The following is a 13,213-nucleotide window of genomic DNA, read 5'->3' as shown; positions in this document are numbered from 1 at the left end:
TTCGTTTGCCGAAGGGGGGCAGCAGTGCTAGGTCGTCGGCTATAAATACATAAAAGGGAAGACACGATGGATCTTGGGATCAAAGGGAAACGCGCGCTGGTTTGTGCATCATCAAAGGGCTTGGGACGTGGTTGCGCCGAGGCATTGGCCGAGGCAGGCGTTAACCTTGTCATGAACGCACGCGGCGCAGACGCACTCGAAGCGGCCGCGGCAGATATCCGCAGCAAATATGGCGTTGATGTTGTCACTGTGGCGGCGGACGTGTCCACGCAGGCCGGGCGTGATGCATTGCTCAAAGAGGCTGAGGGCGTTGATATTCTGGTCAATAACGCCGGTGGCCCGCCTCCTGGCCTGTGGTCTGATTGGGATCGTGATGATTTCATTGCAGCGCTTGATGCCAACATGCTGGCCCCGATCGCGTTGATGAAAGCGCTGATGCCGGGGATGATCGACAAGGGCTGGGGCCGCGTTGTGAACATCACCTCCGGATCTGTGAAGGCGCCGATCCCGCAGTTGGGTCTGTCAAACTCTGCCCGTGCCGGTTTGACTGGCTATGCCGCGGGCACTGCACGTCAGGTGGCCCAGTTCGGCGTGAACATCAACAACATGCTGCCCGGTATTCACGCCACGGATCGCGCCGTCAGCCTTGATACCGGTGTTGCAACGGCGCAAGGCATAGACCTTGCGGCCGCCAAAGCCCAGCGCGAGGCGACGATTCCCGCCCGGCGCTATGGCACGGCAGAAGAATTCGGCGCGATGTGCGCGTTTCTGTGTTCCAACCACGCGGGCTTTATCGTGGGTCAGAACATTGTGCTGGACGGCGGCGCGATCAACGCCACGATCTAAGCTGTTCGAAAAAACAAAGGGGCAGGGTGTGGACCTTGCCCCGCAGCAAAACTGTTGTTAGGTGCGCTATACCCAATAGTTTTCGTCAGGGATAACGCCCCCTTATGCCAGCCCCCCGCCTCGAGATCAGCCATATCGTGAAAGACTTCGGCGGGCGCCGCGTTGTCGATGACGTGAGCCTGACCGTGATGCCGGGGCAGGTGACTTGTTTGCTGGGCCCGTCGGGCTGCGGTAAATCCACGACTTTGCGGATTATCGCGGGGGTGGAAAAGCAAAGCAGCGGGACGATCCTTGTGGATGGCAAGATGGTTTGTGACGGCGATGTCTCGCTGCCGCCCGAGGAGCGCCATATCGGGCTGATGTTTCAGGATTTTGCGCTGTTCCCACATCTGACTGTCGGGCAAAATGTGGCCTTCGGGCTGCAAAGCCGCAAAGCAACCGACCGCGTGCATGCGTTGTTGGCCAAAGTTGGCATGTCTGCGCACATTAATGATTATCCCCATCAGCTTTCAGGCGGCGAACAACAGCGCATCGCGCTGGCCCGTGCCCTTGCGCCGCGCCCGCGCATTATGCTGATGGACGAGCCGTTCTCGGGGCTTGATGACCGCCTGCGCGACGATATCCGTGACGAAACGCTTGAGGTGCTGAAAAGCGAAGGCACCGCCGTTTTGCTGGTCACCCACGAACCGGGCGAGGCGATGCGCATGGCCGATGAAATTGCCCTGATGCGCAACGGCAAGATCGTCCAGCGCGGTGCACCCTATAACATCTACAACACCCCAAAAGACAAAGCTGCTGCTGCGTTTTTCAGTGATATCAATGTGCTGAAAGGCAAGGTTCAGGGTGCGCTGACGGACACGCCCTTTGGTCAGTTTCTTGCCCCCGGTGTGCCGGACGGGACCGAAGTGGATATCGTGATCCGCCCCCAGCACCTGAAGATTGATTTTGATCGCGGCGGGCGTGGCCCGAACCCGACGCCCGAAGACGGCACCGCCGCGCGCGGCGTTGTCGAACGTGCGCGGTTCATGGGTGCATCCAGCCTTGTCGAGTTCCGCATGGATTTCGATGGCTCGATCCTGAAGGCCGTGGTGCCGTCTGTGTTCCTGCCCAAACCCGGCATGCCGCTTTGGCTGATGATCCGCCGCGACCGGTGTTTTGTGTTTCCGCGCACAGGCAGCTGACGCGTCAAAAATGCCCTTACAGCACGCCTGTAGATCGGCCATAGTTCCCTTGAGCATCACGCAAAGAGGGGACGGGATATGGCAAATCATGGCTATGAGGGCGGGCGCTTGAACCTGCCATTTGTGGGTATCTGTACCTTTGGGAAATACCCCTATGTGTCCGATTGGGACGCGATCAAGGCCGATGTCGCGGTGATGGGCGCACCCTTTGATGCAGGAACCCAGTGGCGATCGGGCGCGCGCATGGGGCCGCGCGCGATCCGAGAGGCCTCAACCCTGTTTTCCTTCGGTCATGCGGGTGCTTATGACCATGAGGATGATGTGACCTACCTCGATCCTGCGAAGGTTACGATTGTCGATATCGGTGACGCCGATATCGTGCATACCGACACGGTGCAGAGCCATGCAAATATCGAATTCGGTGTGCGCAAAATCCTGGCGGCGGGGGCAATCCCCGTTGTGCTGGGCGGCGATCATTCGGTGAACATCCCCTGCATCAACGCCTTTGACGACCAAGGCCCGATCCATGTGGTCCAGATTGATGCGCATCTTGATTTCGTTGATGAACGCCACGGCGTGCGCTTTGGCCATGGCAACCCGATGCGCCGTGCAGCCGAGAAGGCCTACGTCACGGGGCTGAGCCAGATCGGCATTCGCAACGTGTCGTCCACCGCCAAGGACGGCTATGTCGATGCGCGCAAGATGGGGTCGGATATCCAGTCGGTGCGCCAGTTCCGCGCGATGGGGGTGGATGCGATGCTCGCACGCATTCCCGCGGGTGTGCAGTATTACGTGACCGTGGATATTGACGCCTTTGATCCGTCAATCGCCCCCGGCACAGGCACGCCAAGCCACGGTGGGTTCATCTATTACGAAGTGCTGGAGCTGCTGGCAGGGCTGGCAAAACGGGGCAATATCGTTGGGCTCGATCTCGTAGAAGTGGCCCCTGATTTTGATCACAGTGGGTCCACATCGACCTTGGCGGCGCAATTGCTGATGAACGTCATCGGGCGGATATTGCACGCAAAAAAGACCTGATGTTTTGAGCGATCTAGCTGATCGCAGCGAAGGTCCGGTTTGAGCCCAGAGTTCCGATTTCCTGCACCATGGCGAAAGTCGGCTTTCCCGGAGCGAGCGTGAAAACCTGAGCGCAATGATCAGGCTCGGACGACGATCCCAACCCCCACAACTACCAAGAGTAATCCAACCGCTTTCATCAGGGAGAACGAACGAACCTCAAGACCCATTGCTCCAAAATGATCGTAGATAGCTGCGCCCACCAAATTGCCGGTGACGACGATCACGAGAAAGAGCGTGACGCCGAGCGCGGGAATGCTCTGCATCGAAATGACCACGTGGATCGCGCCGAAAACCCCTCCGAGCCAGACCCAGAGTGGCAAATGGGTGAGTGTTGTCAACGTTAGGTTTCGAAAACTGCCAGACAGAAAAGCGAGCGCGCCGGTTAGCGCCGCTGCTGTTGAAAAGGCCAGAAAAACGGAAAGCAGAAAGTCCCTATTCAGGCCAGCTGAGAGCCGCGCATAGATGGGTCCCTGTGCTGCCACGAGCATACCACCTACAAAGGCCAAGACGGCAAAGATCAGGGACGAATGTGTCATTCGTCAAAGGTACCTATACATATAGGTTGTTGCGTGGCGCGTTTGTCCATCAGGGTCATAGGCAAAATCGGGGATCACGCCAGCCTGCTCGAAACCCACGCTGCGATAGAGGGCTTCGGATACGTCACCAGTGCGCGTATCGAGCGTCACGAGTGTCTTGTTCGCGCGTTCTGCCGCAGCAAGCGCAGCGGTCATGAGCGCTTTGCCCAGACCAAGACGGCGGCTCTCAGGATGGACGACCATTTTCGAGATTTCTGCCCGATGAGGCTGGTTGGGCGGCATACTCACAACTAGCTGGACGGTGCCAACAAGTCGGCCATCAACGAAAGCCCCGAATAGAAGACGACTTCCAGACTCTACACCGGAACGGACATCGCTTTGCCAAAAACTTTGCGCCTCTGCGTCCGTCAAAGTCTCCATGAAGCTGATGGCGGCACCATCAAGGACACTGTCCCTAAGCACCTTGGTCAGATCACCGAGATGCGTTTCGATATCGGACGGTGCAAGGGCAGTGATCGAAATGGTTGGTTTGGTCATGAGAGAGCAATCACATACTGACAGGAGCTGGAGGTTGTTTTGAAAGCTGTCTCCCCAAAAAGGATGTAGCGAAGGCAGTCCCCCGCCTTGAGGTCGTGCACGACGCCTTCGACAGTGATTTCCATTCTGCCAGACAAAACATAGACATGATGTTCCTGACCCGGGATCGCGGGCGCGGCGTAAGTGATCAACTGATCCTTGCCGAGTTGGCCTTCGATTAGCTCAATTGTGAGCAGGCCGTTCGAAGGTGAGACGCTTCTTCTAGAAAAGTCATGCTCTGGGTCATTCCAAACCGCTTGATCTTTCCGCGAAACGACTGGCTGAAACACCTCATCCAGAGGTGCCAGCAATTGCGAGATGGGCAGCGCGTAAACGGTTGCAAGACGCCCAAGTGTTTCGGCGGTCGGACTCACTTCAGCATTTTCGATACGCGACAGCGTTGCGCGGCTGGTTCCGCTGCGTTCCGCGAGAGCGACGAGGGTCATACCGTACCGCTCGCGAAGACTCCGCAAATGCTGTGCCAGTTTTGACGTTTCGGAGAGAGTGTTGATTCCCATATTCGGGATAATTCTCTTATATGGGTTTTTTGTCAATCCTTGGAAGCTGCCGTTGGCGCAGACGCAGCGAAAGAGCGGTTTGTCCCGCACAGCCGACTTTGCAAAATGTGTGACCTGCGACCACCGCGCGGAAAGACGACCTAGGACTTCAGCCGCGCTGCGCGTCCGCCACGGCGTTGCGTAATCTGGCTGGCCCTTGCGGGCAGTTCGGCCATGATTTCGGCGCGGACCTCGGGCGTCATCCGTGACCATGCGCCGATTTCGTCGATGGACCGCAGACAGCCTGTGCAAAGGCGGCTTTTCGGCTCGATCACGCAGATCTTGATGCAGGGGCTTTCGATCTCGGCACGGGACCAGATGTGATCGGTGTTTTCAGGTTTGCTCACGAATCGTCCCTCAGGTTGCGCATGCGGTCTAACATGCCTTGCAGGATATAGCTTGCGGCAACATGGTCGATCACCTCGGCGCGACGTTTGCGTGACGTATCCGCCTCGATCAGCGCGCGTTCGGCGGCGACGGTGGACAGCCGTTCATCCCAGAATGTGATTGGGAGGGGGGTCAGTCGCGACAGGTTGCGGGCAAAGGCGCGGGTGGCTTGGGCGCGGGGGCCTTCGCTGCCGTCCATGTTGCGCGGCAGGCCAAGCACGATCCCCTGCAACATGCGGTGTGTCGTCAGTTCCAGAAGTTTCGCCGCATCAACGCCGAATTTCTTGCGTTTGATCGTGGTCACCGGGGTCGCCACCGATTGCAACACGTCCGATACCGCCACACCGATGGTCACCGTCCCCAGATCAAGCCCCGCAAGCGCGCCATGGGCCGGGATCACGCCCAGGAATTCTTCGGGGGTTTCCAGGATCATTCGTCAAGCACGCCCGCATCACGGGCCGCATTAGTGAGGATCTCCATCCCGCGCATGCTGCTGACAAAGACCTGCTGTGCTTCGGTCCAGACAGTGCGCGCAGCATCAAGATTACCCAGTACACCATAGGCGCGGATCAGGCGCGCCCAGTCCTCGGCGGGGCCACCGTCGGTGGCAAGCCGGTCGGCAAGACCCGCGACCATCCCGCCGATCATGGCCTGACGGTCTTCTTCGGACATATCCTGTGCCGCATCCATTTGTGCGAATGACGGGCCGCGTGCCTCGGGGAGGGCGTATTCCACCCCCGCGCGGAAGGCCGCATCGCCCACCTGCGCGCGGGCGCTGGCGACGTGGAAATTCGCAGGATCACCGTTCTCGATAATCTCGCGCCACAGCCGCAGGGCCAGATCGGGGCGGTCCGTCTGGTTATAGAGCGACCCCAGATAATATCGTGCCGCGATATTGCCTGCGTTGCTATCAAGGATATCGCCGATCAGCTCTTCTGCCTCGGGCGAGACAAAGCCGCCGGCAGCAACGACCTTGAGATCAAGTAAGCGTTGCAGGTCAAGGGTTTCGGCCGCATCGCCCTTGATGGCGACCACTTGTTCCTGCGCGGCGGCGGCGCCCGCATAATTGCGCAATTCCACCTCGGCCATGGCCAGCCGCGACCAGGCCTCAAGATCATCGGGGCGGGTTGGGGCAATCACACGCAGCTGTTCGACTGCCGCGCGGTACTCGTCAGGGACATCGGGGGCGGGCGGCGGTACAGGGGCTGCGGCCTCCAATGCGGCCTGCGAGGGACGGTTTGCACGGATGTCCTCGCTGGCGGCGAGCCGGGCCTGCAGCGGCATATCGGGATAACCCGGTGCGCCAATCATCCAGTAGGTGCCAAAACCCAAGCCCAGCATCAGCACAGCAATCGCCGCAGGCAGCCAGCGGTTGGGTTTGCTGGCCGCTGTCGGTTTCACAGCGGCATTGCTGGCAGCCAACAGGCGGCGGGCCACTTCGGTGCGGGCGCGCTCGGCCTCTTCGGGTTCCAGCAACTGGCGTTCCAGATCGCGGTCGATCTCTTCCAATTGGGCGCGGTAAATGGCGATATCTGGGTTGTCGTCGCCGATCTCTTTGGGCCGCACCAGAGGCGTGACCATCAGCGCTGTCACAGCCAGCGTCAGAACAGCGCAAACAATCCAGAAAATCATATGTTTCTCGTCCTTTTCGTTGCGGCTGACATAACCACCCGAGGCGGGCATGAAAAGGGGCTGTGACCCTATGCCGTTTCGGGGTGTCGGCCCGCATGTCGTAAATGGCAATCTATGCGCCGCTGATAGTATCCTCTTGGACAGGCACAGGGTCCAGATAGTATGCAACAGCAGTGCCGCCCGAGACAGAGGATTCTGGACCCCGATGAAACGCTATTCCGCCTTTGCCATTGCCAAAGAAGCCATGCGCCAGCACACAGGTTGGGACCGCGCCTGGGCCAAGCGCGCGCCGAAAAAGAAATACGACGTGATTATCGTGGGTGCGGGCGGGCATGGCTTGGCCACGGCCTATTATCTGGGCAAGAACTTTGGGATTACCAATGTAGCCATTCTTGAAAAAGGCTGGCTGGGTGGCGGGAATACGGGGCGGAATACGACGATTATCCGCTCGAACTATCTGCAAGATCCGTCTGCCGCGATCTATGAAAAGTCGCGTTCGCTTTATGAAACGATGTCGCAGGATCTCAACTATAACGTCATGTTCAGCCCCCGTGGCGTGATCATGCTGGCCCAAACCCAGCATGAGGTGCGCGGCTATAAACGCACCGCCCACGCCAACGCGCTGCAAGGGGTGACGACCGAATGGATTGATGCCGCTCGCGTCAAGGAACTGTGCCCGATCATGAACATTGACGGCCCGCGCTATCCGGTGCTGGGCGGGTTGTGGCAGGCGCGCGGTGGTACCGCACGGCATGATGCGGTGGCCTGGGGCTATGCGCGGGCCTGTTCCGATATGGGCATGGATGTGATCCAGCAATGCGAAGTGCAAGCGGTGCGTCAGCAAAACGGCAAGGTCGTGGGCGTCGATACCACCCAAGGCGCGATTGATTGCGATAAACTGGGCATGGTTGTGGCGGGGCATTCCGGCGTACTGGCCCAGATGGCAGGGTTCCGTTTGCCGATTGAAAGTGTGGCGTTGCAGGCTTTGGTATCAGAACCGATCAAACCCTGCATGGATGTGGTCGTGATGGCCAACACCGTCCACGGTTACATGAGCCAGTCTGACAAGGGTGAAATGGTCATCGGCGGCGGCACGGATGGCTACAACAACTACACCCAGCGCGGATCGTTCCACCATATCGAGGAAACCGTGCGCGCCTTGGTCGAGACCTTCCCGATGATTGCGCGGCTAAAAATGCTGCGCCAATGGGGCGGGATCGTGGATGTGACGGGCGACCGATCGCCCATCCTGTCGAAAACCCCTGTCGAGGGCGTGTTTGTCAACTGCGGCTGGGGCACCGGCGGGTTCAAGGCGATCCCCGGCTCAGGCTGGGCCATGGCCGAGCTGATGGCCAAGGGACAATCGCCCCTGACCGACGAATTCAGCATGTTCCGCTTCCGCGAGGGCAAGTTCATTGATGAGAGCGTGGCAGCAGGGGTGGCGCATTGATACATTCCCAACCTCGCCAAATTTCTGAACTTGTGCTTAAGTACCCCCTTACCTCAGCGCTTTTTGTTGTGGCAGTCGGTGCGTGCTTAGGTGCGGTTGCCCAGATATATTTTGGTAACAATCTGTTCGAGCGTTTCGGCTCATTTACTGTCGCGTTCGCGATTGTAGTTTTTGGGACAGTAACTAATCTCCTCCAGAGCCGCGCTCAAGGTAGCTACATTATGGACGATGATGGTGAGCCTCCGGAACCTTTTAAAACCAATACGGTTAAGCGAGCTCTAAACTGGCAGGGCTTTGCACTCATCATTGGGACCCTGCAATGGGGATTTGGCGGTTTGCTTTGGGAATATTTTCATGGCTGATTATCTATTCAAAACCGTCCTCGTCATCCTCGGGCAGTCCACCACGCAGCCCGTCGATGACCATAAAGATTATGGCCGTCGAGAGAATTCCCCCTATGACAATCAGCAAAAGTTCCATGAGATGAGCCTAGCATCAGGCCACCGCGCTGCGACCCCTGCGGGCTGTGGCTGTGCGATATCGGCGGAATTAGTGCCTGTTCGCCCTTATGCGTGGGGGATTTTCGCTCATATCCCTTCCGTTCTGAACGCATTGTGTTTCCAAAAAACTGAGGTTCAACCATGCTGACCCTGCATTGCCCCTATTGCGGCGTCGATGCCGATGAGACCGATCTGCACGCGGGTGGCGAGGCCCATCTGAAGCGCGAAGGGCCCGGCGCATCGGATGTGGATTTCGAGGATTACCTCTTTATGCGCGAGAACCCCAAAGGCGTGCATTTCGAACGCTGGCGCCATGCCTATGGCTGCGGCAAATGGTTTCTGGCCGCACGCTGCACCAATACATTGCAGGTTTTCGGGACCTATCCGGCCCAGATGCCTGAGCCGCCACAAGAGATTAAAGACAAGATTTCAGCCGCACGTCCCGGCTGGTCTTGGGGGAATTTGACATGAGCACCCGTCTGGCCGGACAGGGCCGTTTGATCAACAAAAACAAGGCTGTGTCATTCACGTTTAATGGTAAGCACTTGCGCGGGTTCGCAGGCGATACGCTGGCCTCGGCGTTGCTGGCCAATGACCAGATGCTGGTGGGCCGGTCGTTCAAATACCACCGTCCGCGCGGCGTTGTGGCCTCGGGCGCGGAAGAGCCCAATGGCCTCGTGAACCTTGGCAAAGGCGCGCAGTTCGAACCCAATGCGCGGGTGACGACGACCGAACTCTTCGAGGGGCTGACCGCGCAGTCGCAAAACCACTGGCCCAGCCTCGAATTCGATGTGGGTGCGATCAACACCCATCTGTCGCGGTTCCTGCCTGCCGGTTTCTACTACAAGATGTTTATGTACCCGCGGTCGTTCTGGAAGCATGTTTATGAGCCGATTATCCGCAAATCGGCGGGTCTGGGCCGCGCGCCCAAAGACCGCGATCAGGATACCTACGAGCACTTCAACTGTCATGTCGACGTGCTGGTCGTGGGTGGCGGGATTGCCGGTCTTGCGGCCGCACATGCCGCAGGTGCGCGCGGTGCGCGGGTGTTGCTGGTCGAACAGAGCGCCGATTGGGGCGGGCGTGCGGTGGTTGATACGCCGACCATTGATGCCATGCCTGCACAGGACTGGATTGATGCCACGGTCAAAGCACTTGAAGCCATGCCAAACGTTGACCTGCGTCTGCGTTGCATGGGGGCAGGGGTCTATGACCATGGCTATGTGCTGGCCTATGAGCGCCTCACCGATCACGCCCCTGATACGGAAGGCCCGCGCCAGCGCCTGTGGCGGATCCGTGCCAAGCAAATTGTCACCGCGACAGGCGCGATTGAGCGGCCTTTGTCCTTTGCAGCCAATGATTTGCCCGGTGTGATGCTGGCCTCGGCTGTGCGCGACTATGCGGTGAATTTCGGCGTCTCCATTGGCGACCGGACCGTCGTTGTGACCAATAACGACGATGCATACCGCACGGCGATTGTGCTGAAAGAGGCGGGTCTTGATGTGCCCGTGATCGTTGATGCGCGCGCGGAAGCCGAGGGCGACCTGATCGACCGTGCCCGTGCGCTCGGGATCCGCATCGAGCTGGGCAAAGGGATTGCCAAGGTCAAGGGCGGCAAGCGCGTCACTGGCGTCGCACTTAGTGCGCAGGCCGGTGAAGGCGGGGTCCTTGAGGAAATCGACTGCGATTGCGTGGCGATGTCGGGCGGGTGGTCACCGGTGGTGCACCTGTGGTCGCACTGCGGGGGCAAACTGAACTGGGATGCGGATCAGGTGATGTTCCGCCCTGATCCTGACCGCGCGCCAACTGGCGCTGATGGGCAGGCATTCGTGATGACCGCAGGCATTGCCAACGGGCATCTGTTCACCGCCGAAGTGGTCAGCGATGGCTGGGCCGCAGGGCGCGCAGCGGCGAAAGCGGCAGGGCATACCAAACGCGGCCCGCAGGGACCCATGGGCGAGGATGCGGCCGAAGGCCCGATTTCCCCTGTCTGGCTGATGCCGCAGGGCGCGAACCATGCGCTGCGGTCCAAGGCGTGGCTGGATTTCCAGAACGATGTGAAGGTCAGTGATGTGCAACTGGCCGCGCAAGAAGGCTTTGAGAGCGTCGAGCATACCAAACGCTATACCACGCTGGGGATGGCAACAGATCAGGGTAAGTTGAGCAATATCAACGGTCTGGCGATCCTTTCGCAATCACTGAATGCGGATATTTCCAACGTGGGCACGACTACCTTCCGCCCGCCCTATACGCCGATCTCGATGGCGTCGATTGCGGGTGCCGCACGTGATGAACTGTTCCAGCCGCTGCGCGTGACGCCGATCTCGGAGTGGTCCAACGCGCATGGCGCCGACAATGAACCTGTCGGCCAATGGCGCAGGCCCTTTGCCTATGTCCGCCCCGGTGAGACGGTCCATGATGCGGTGAACCGTGAAGTGAAGAACACCCGCGAGAACCTTGGCCTGCTTGATGCTTCAACCCTTGGCAAGCTGATTGTCAAAGGGCCGGATGCGGGCAAGTTTCTGGACATGATGTATACCAACATGATGTCGACGCTGCCTGTGGGCAAATGCCGCTACGGCCTCATGTGTTCTGAAAACGGGTTCCTGATGGATGACGGCGTTGTCGTGCGCATGGCCGAGGATACGTGGCTGTGTCACACCACCACCGGCGGGGCCGAACGTATCCACGCCCACATGGAAGACTGGCTGCAATGCGAATGGTGGGACTGGAAAGTCTATGTGGCCAATGTCACCGAGCAATACGCCCAGATCGCCGTGGTCGGCCCGAACGCGCGCAAACTGTTGCGCAAGATGGGGGGCATGGATGTCAGCGCCGAGGCGCTGCCGTTCATGACCTATGCGGCAGGCAACATCGGCGATTTTGATGCGCGCGTCTTCCGCATCTCTTTCTCGGGCGAGTTGTCCTATGAAATTGCGGTCCCTGCCGGGCAGGGGGCGGCGTTCTGGGCCGCGCTGATGGAAGCAGGCGAGGAATTCGGAATCATGCCTTATGGCACCGAAACCCTGCACATCCTGCGCGCCGAGAAAGGCTTTATCATGATCGGGGATGAAACCGACGGTACGGTGATCCCGCAGGATCTCAATCTGCAATGGGCGCTGTCGAAGAAGAAAGAAGACTACCTTGGCAAACGCGCACATGAACGCAGCCATATGGCCGATCCGAACCGCTGGAAACTGGTCGGGCTTGAGACCGAGGATGGCTCGGTTCTGCCGGACGGGGCCTATGCGATTGCCAAAGGGACGAATGCCAACGGACAGCGCAATACCCAAGGCCGTGTGACCTCGACCTATTATTCTGCCAATCTTGAGCGCGGTATCGCGATGGGGCTGGTCCATTGCGGGCCTGATCGGATTGGCGAAGTCATTGAATTCAACAAAGTCGATGGCACAACCGTGCAGGCAAAGATCGTTGATCCTGTCGTCTATGATAAAGAAGGGGAGAAGCAGAATGTCTAATGCTGTCAGCGCATTACAAGGCAAGGTTGCCCCCGGTGAAGTGACGATCCGCGAAGCTGGCTTGCAGGGCATGATTATCCTGCGCGGTGATCTGGCGGACAAAAAGCTGCGCGCTGTTTGCACAGGGCTGTCTGGCGTCGGTTTGCCTGCGCAGGGTCAAGCAAAGAGCGAGGGTAAGAAGGGCCTCTGCTGGATGTCGCCCGATGAGATGCTCATCCTCGTGCCATATGCAGAAGTGACCGAGGCCATCGCCGCGATCGACAAGGCGCTGACAGGTACGCATTATCTGGCCGAGAACGTATCAGACGCGCGGGCGGTGCTGATTGTCGAAGGCACGTTCTGCCGCGAGGTGATCGCGAAACTCGCGCCTGTTGATCTGCATCCTGACACCTTCAAACCGGGCGATTTCCGCCGCACGCGTCTGGGGCAGGTGGCTGCGGCCTTCTGGATGCGCGATGAGGATACGTTTCAGGTGATCTGCTTCCGCTCTGTCGCGGAATATACGTTCAACCTTTTGGCGGCCTCTGCCAAGGCAGGGCAAGTCGGGTATTTTCCATCATGATGACCTTTCACAAGCTCTCTGTCGATGAGAGCGGTGAAAGCCATTGGGAGGATGTGACGGTCATCCTTGAAGAGCGGGTTTTTGCACCCCCAGCCAAAGCGATCGCGGTTTCCCCGCCCGAGGCAGCCAAAAGAACCATGTTTCTGCGGCTCAAGGCAGGATGGGATGAACCCATTCACCCGACGCCTGTTGCGCAAAAACTGATCTGTCTCGCAGGGATGGTCCGCGTGACCGCCAGTGACGGAGAGGCACGCGACATCGGGCCAGGCGATGTGTGGCATATGCAAGACACGTATGGGAAGGGCCATCATACGGTTGTCATCAGCGACGTCGATTTCGAAGCGGTCATTATCCAGTTCGCATAGGTATGGCGGGCGTAATTTTAGGGCGTTGCGGAACCTAAACAGCCGCGCGTCGGAATGATAGT

The 13,213-nt window shown here is 58.9% G+C and carries 15 protein-coding genes; 9 read left to right on the top strand and 6 right to left on the bottom strand.

What is annotated here, in order from left to right:
* The first annotated feature begins 66 nt into the window (after positions 1 to 66).
* From B0B09_RS05545 to speB, 3 genes are all read left to right on the top strand, one after another.
* Positions 67 to 846, top strand: coding sequence for an SDR family oxidoreductase (locus B0B09_RS05545; RefSeq protein WP_076658688.1), 780 nt, complete (start codon positions 67 to 69; stop codon positions 844 to 846).
* 104 nt (positions 847 to 950) lie between these two features.
* Positions 951 to 2,027: an ABC transporter ATP-binding protein gene (locus B0B09_RS05540; protein WP_076658687.1), complete on the top strand. Its 1,077-nt coding sequence runs from the start codon at positions 951 to 953 to the stop codon at positions 2,025 to 2,027.
* Positions 2,028 to 2,105: 78 nt separating this feature from the next.
* Complete coding sequence (gene speB / locus B0B09_RS05535; protein ID WP_076658686.1) at positions 2,106 to 3,065, top strand: agmatinase; 960 nt, start codon at positions 2,106 to 2,108, stop codon at positions 3,063 to 3,065.
* 119 nt (positions 3,066 to 3,184) lie between these two features.
* Here the strand turns inward: speB and B0B09_RS05530 are convergent, their stop codons facing one another.
* The 6 genes from B0B09_RS05530 to ccmI form a co-directional block, all read right to left on the bottom strand.
* The gene (locus B0B09_RS05530) at positions 3,185 to 3,643 is read right to left on the bottom strand and encodes a DMT family transporter (protein WP_076658685.1); all 459 of its coding nucleotides are present in this window, start codon (positions 3,641 to 3,643) and stop codon (positions 3,185 to 3,187) included.
* 3 nt (positions 3,644 to 3,646) lie between these two features.
* Positions 3,647 to 4,180, bottom strand: coding sequence for a GNAT family N-acetyltransferase (locus tag B0B09_RS05525; protein WP_076658684.1), 534 nt, complete (start codon positions 4,178 to 4,180; stop codon positions 3,647 to 3,649).
* Positions 4,177 to 4,737, bottom strand: a complete 561-nt coding sequence (locus B0B09_RS05520) for a helix-turn-helix domain-containing protein (protein WP_076658683.1) — start codon at positions 4,735 to 4,737, stop codon at positions 4,177 to 4,179. Before B0B09_RS05520 ends, B0B09_RS05525 begins: the two co-directional genes overlap by 4 nt.
* Before the next feature lie 140 nt (positions 4,738 to 4,877).
* Positions 4,878 to 5,123: a DUF1289 domain-containing protein gene (locus B0B09_RS05515; RefSeq protein ID WP_076658682.1), complete on the bottom strand. Its 246-nt coding sequence runs from the start codon at positions 5,121 to 5,123 to the stop codon at positions 4,878 to 4,880.
* Positions 5,120 to 5,596, bottom strand: a complete 477-nt coding sequence (ruvX, locus tag B0B09_RS05510; protein WP_076658681.1) for a Holliday junction resolvase RuvX — start codon at positions 5,594 to 5,596, stop codon at positions 5,120 to 5,122. Before ruvX ends, B0B09_RS05515 begins: the two co-directional genes overlap by 4 nt.
* Complete coding sequence (gene ccmI / locus B0B09_RS05505; RefSeq protein ID WP_076659809.1) at positions 5,593 to 6,795, bottom strand: c-type cytochrome biogenesis protein CcmI; 1,203 nt, start codon at positions 6,793 to 6,795, stop codon at positions 5,593 to 5,595. Before ccmI ends, ruvX begins: the two co-directional genes overlap by 4 nt.
* Positions 6,796 to 7,000: 205 nt before the next feature.
* Here ccmI and B0B09_RS05500 point away from each other — a divergent pair, with 205 nt between their 5' ends.
* From B0B09_RS05500 to B0B09_RS05475, 6 genes are all read left to right on the top strand, one after another.
* Positions 7,001 to 8,245 (top strand): sarcosine oxidase subunit beta family protein, encoded by a 1,245-nt coding sequence (locus tag B0B09_RS05500; protein WP_076658680.1) that lies wholly within the window; start codon positions 7,001 to 7,003, stop codon positions 8,243 to 8,245.
* Between the two features lie 32 nt (positions 8,246 to 8,277).
* Entirely contained in the window at positions 8,278 to 8,607 is a 330-nt protein-coding gene (locus B0B09_RS05495; RefSeq protein WP_131824996.1) for a hypothetical protein, read from the top strand.
* A 279-nt stretch (positions 8,608 to 8,886) separates the two neighbouring features.
* A complete protein-coding gene (locus B0B09_RS05490) occupies positions 8,887 to 9,216 on the top strand; it encodes a sarcosine oxidase subunit delta (RefSeq protein ID WP_076658678.1) in 330 nt (109 codons plus the stop codon).
* Positions 9,213 to 12,224 (top strand): sarcosine oxidase subunit alpha family protein, encoded by a 3,012-nt coding sequence (locus tag B0B09_RS05485; protein WP_076659808.1) that lies wholly within the window; start codon positions 9,213 to 9,215, stop codon positions 12,222 to 12,224. The genes B0B09_RS05490 and B0B09_RS05485 overlap by 4 nt, the downstream gene beginning before the upstream one ends.
* Positions 12,217 to 12,786: a sarcosine oxidase subunit gamma gene (locus B0B09_RS05480; protein ID WP_076658677.1), complete on the top strand. Its 570-nt coding sequence runs from the start codon at positions 12,217 to 12,219 to the stop codon at positions 12,784 to 12,786. The genes B0B09_RS05485 and B0B09_RS05480 overlap by 8 nt, the downstream gene beginning before the upstream one ends.
* Complete coding sequence (locus B0B09_RS05475) at positions 12,783 to 13,151, top strand: cupin domain-containing protein (protein WP_165689293.1); 369 nt, start codon at positions 12,783 to 12,785, stop codon at positions 13,149 to 13,151. Before B0B09_RS05480 ends, B0B09_RS05475 begins: the two co-directional genes overlap by 4 nt.
* The last annotated feature ends 62 nt before the right edge of the window (positions 13,152 to 13,213 follow it).

Origin of the sequence: Yoonia rosea, assembly GCF_900156505.1 — a bacterium.
GTDB lineage: Bacteria > Pseudomonadota > Alphaproteobacteria > Rhodobacterales > Rhodobacteraceae > Yoonia > Yoonia rosea.
The sequence above is the reverse complement of the archived record's forward strand: the minus strand, read 5'-3'. Positions and strand labels throughout refer to the sequence as shown.

Excerpts from the sequence above, each read along its gene's own strand:
- B0B09_RS05545 (WP_076658688.1), top strand. The coding sequence starts at position 67 with ATGGATCTTGGGATCAAAGGGAAACGCGCGCTGGTTTGTGCATCATCA.
- B0B09_RS05540 (WP_076658687.1), top strand. The coding sequence starts at position 951 with ATGCCAGCCCCCCGCCTCGAGATCAGCCATATCGTGAAAGACTTCGGC.
- speB (WP_076658686.1), top strand. The coding sequence starts at position 2,106 with ATGGCAAATCATGGCTATGAGGGCGGGCGCTTGAACCTGCCATTTGTG.
- B0B09_RS05530 (WP_076658685.1), bottom strand. The coding sequence starts at position 3,643 with ATGACACATTCGTCCCTGATCTTTGCCGTCTTGGCCTTTGTAGGTGGT.
- B0B09_RS05525 (WP_076658684.1), bottom strand. The coding sequence starts at position 4,180 with ATGACCAAACCAACCATTTCGATCACTGCCCTTGCACCGTCCGATATC.
- B0B09_RS05520 (WP_076658683.1), bottom strand. The coding sequence starts at position 4,737 with ATGGGAATCAACACTCTCTCCGAAACGTCAAAACTGGCACAGCATTTG.
- ruvX (WP_076658681.1), bottom strand. The coding sequence starts at position 5,596 with ATGATCCTGGAAACCCCCGAAGAATTCCTGGGCGTGATCCCGGCCCAT.
- ccmI (WP_076659809.1), bottom strand. The coding sequence starts at position 6,795 with ATGATTTTCTGGATTGTTTGCGCTGTTCTGACGCTGGCTGTGACAGCG.
- B0B09_RS05500 (WP_076658680.1), top strand. The coding sequence starts at position 7,001 with ATGAAACGCTATTCCGCCTTTGCCATTGCCAAAGAAGCCATGCGCCAG.
- B0B09_RS05490 (WP_076658678.1), top strand. The coding sequence starts at position 8,887 with ATGCTGACCCTGCATTGCCCCTATTGCGGCGTCGATGCCGATGAGACC.
- B0B09_RS05485 (WP_076659808.1), top strand. The coding sequence starts at position 9,213 with ATGAGCACCCGTCTGGCCGGACAGGGCCGTTTGATCAACAAAAACAAG.
- B0B09_RS05480 (WP_076658677.1), top strand. The coding sequence starts at position 12,217 with ATGTCTAATGCTGTCAGCGCATTACAAGGCAAGGTTGCCCCCGGTGAA.
- B0B09_RS05475 (WP_165689293.1), top strand. The coding sequence starts at position 12,783 with ATGATGACCTTTCACAAGCTCTCTGTCGATGAGAGCGGTGAAAGCCAT.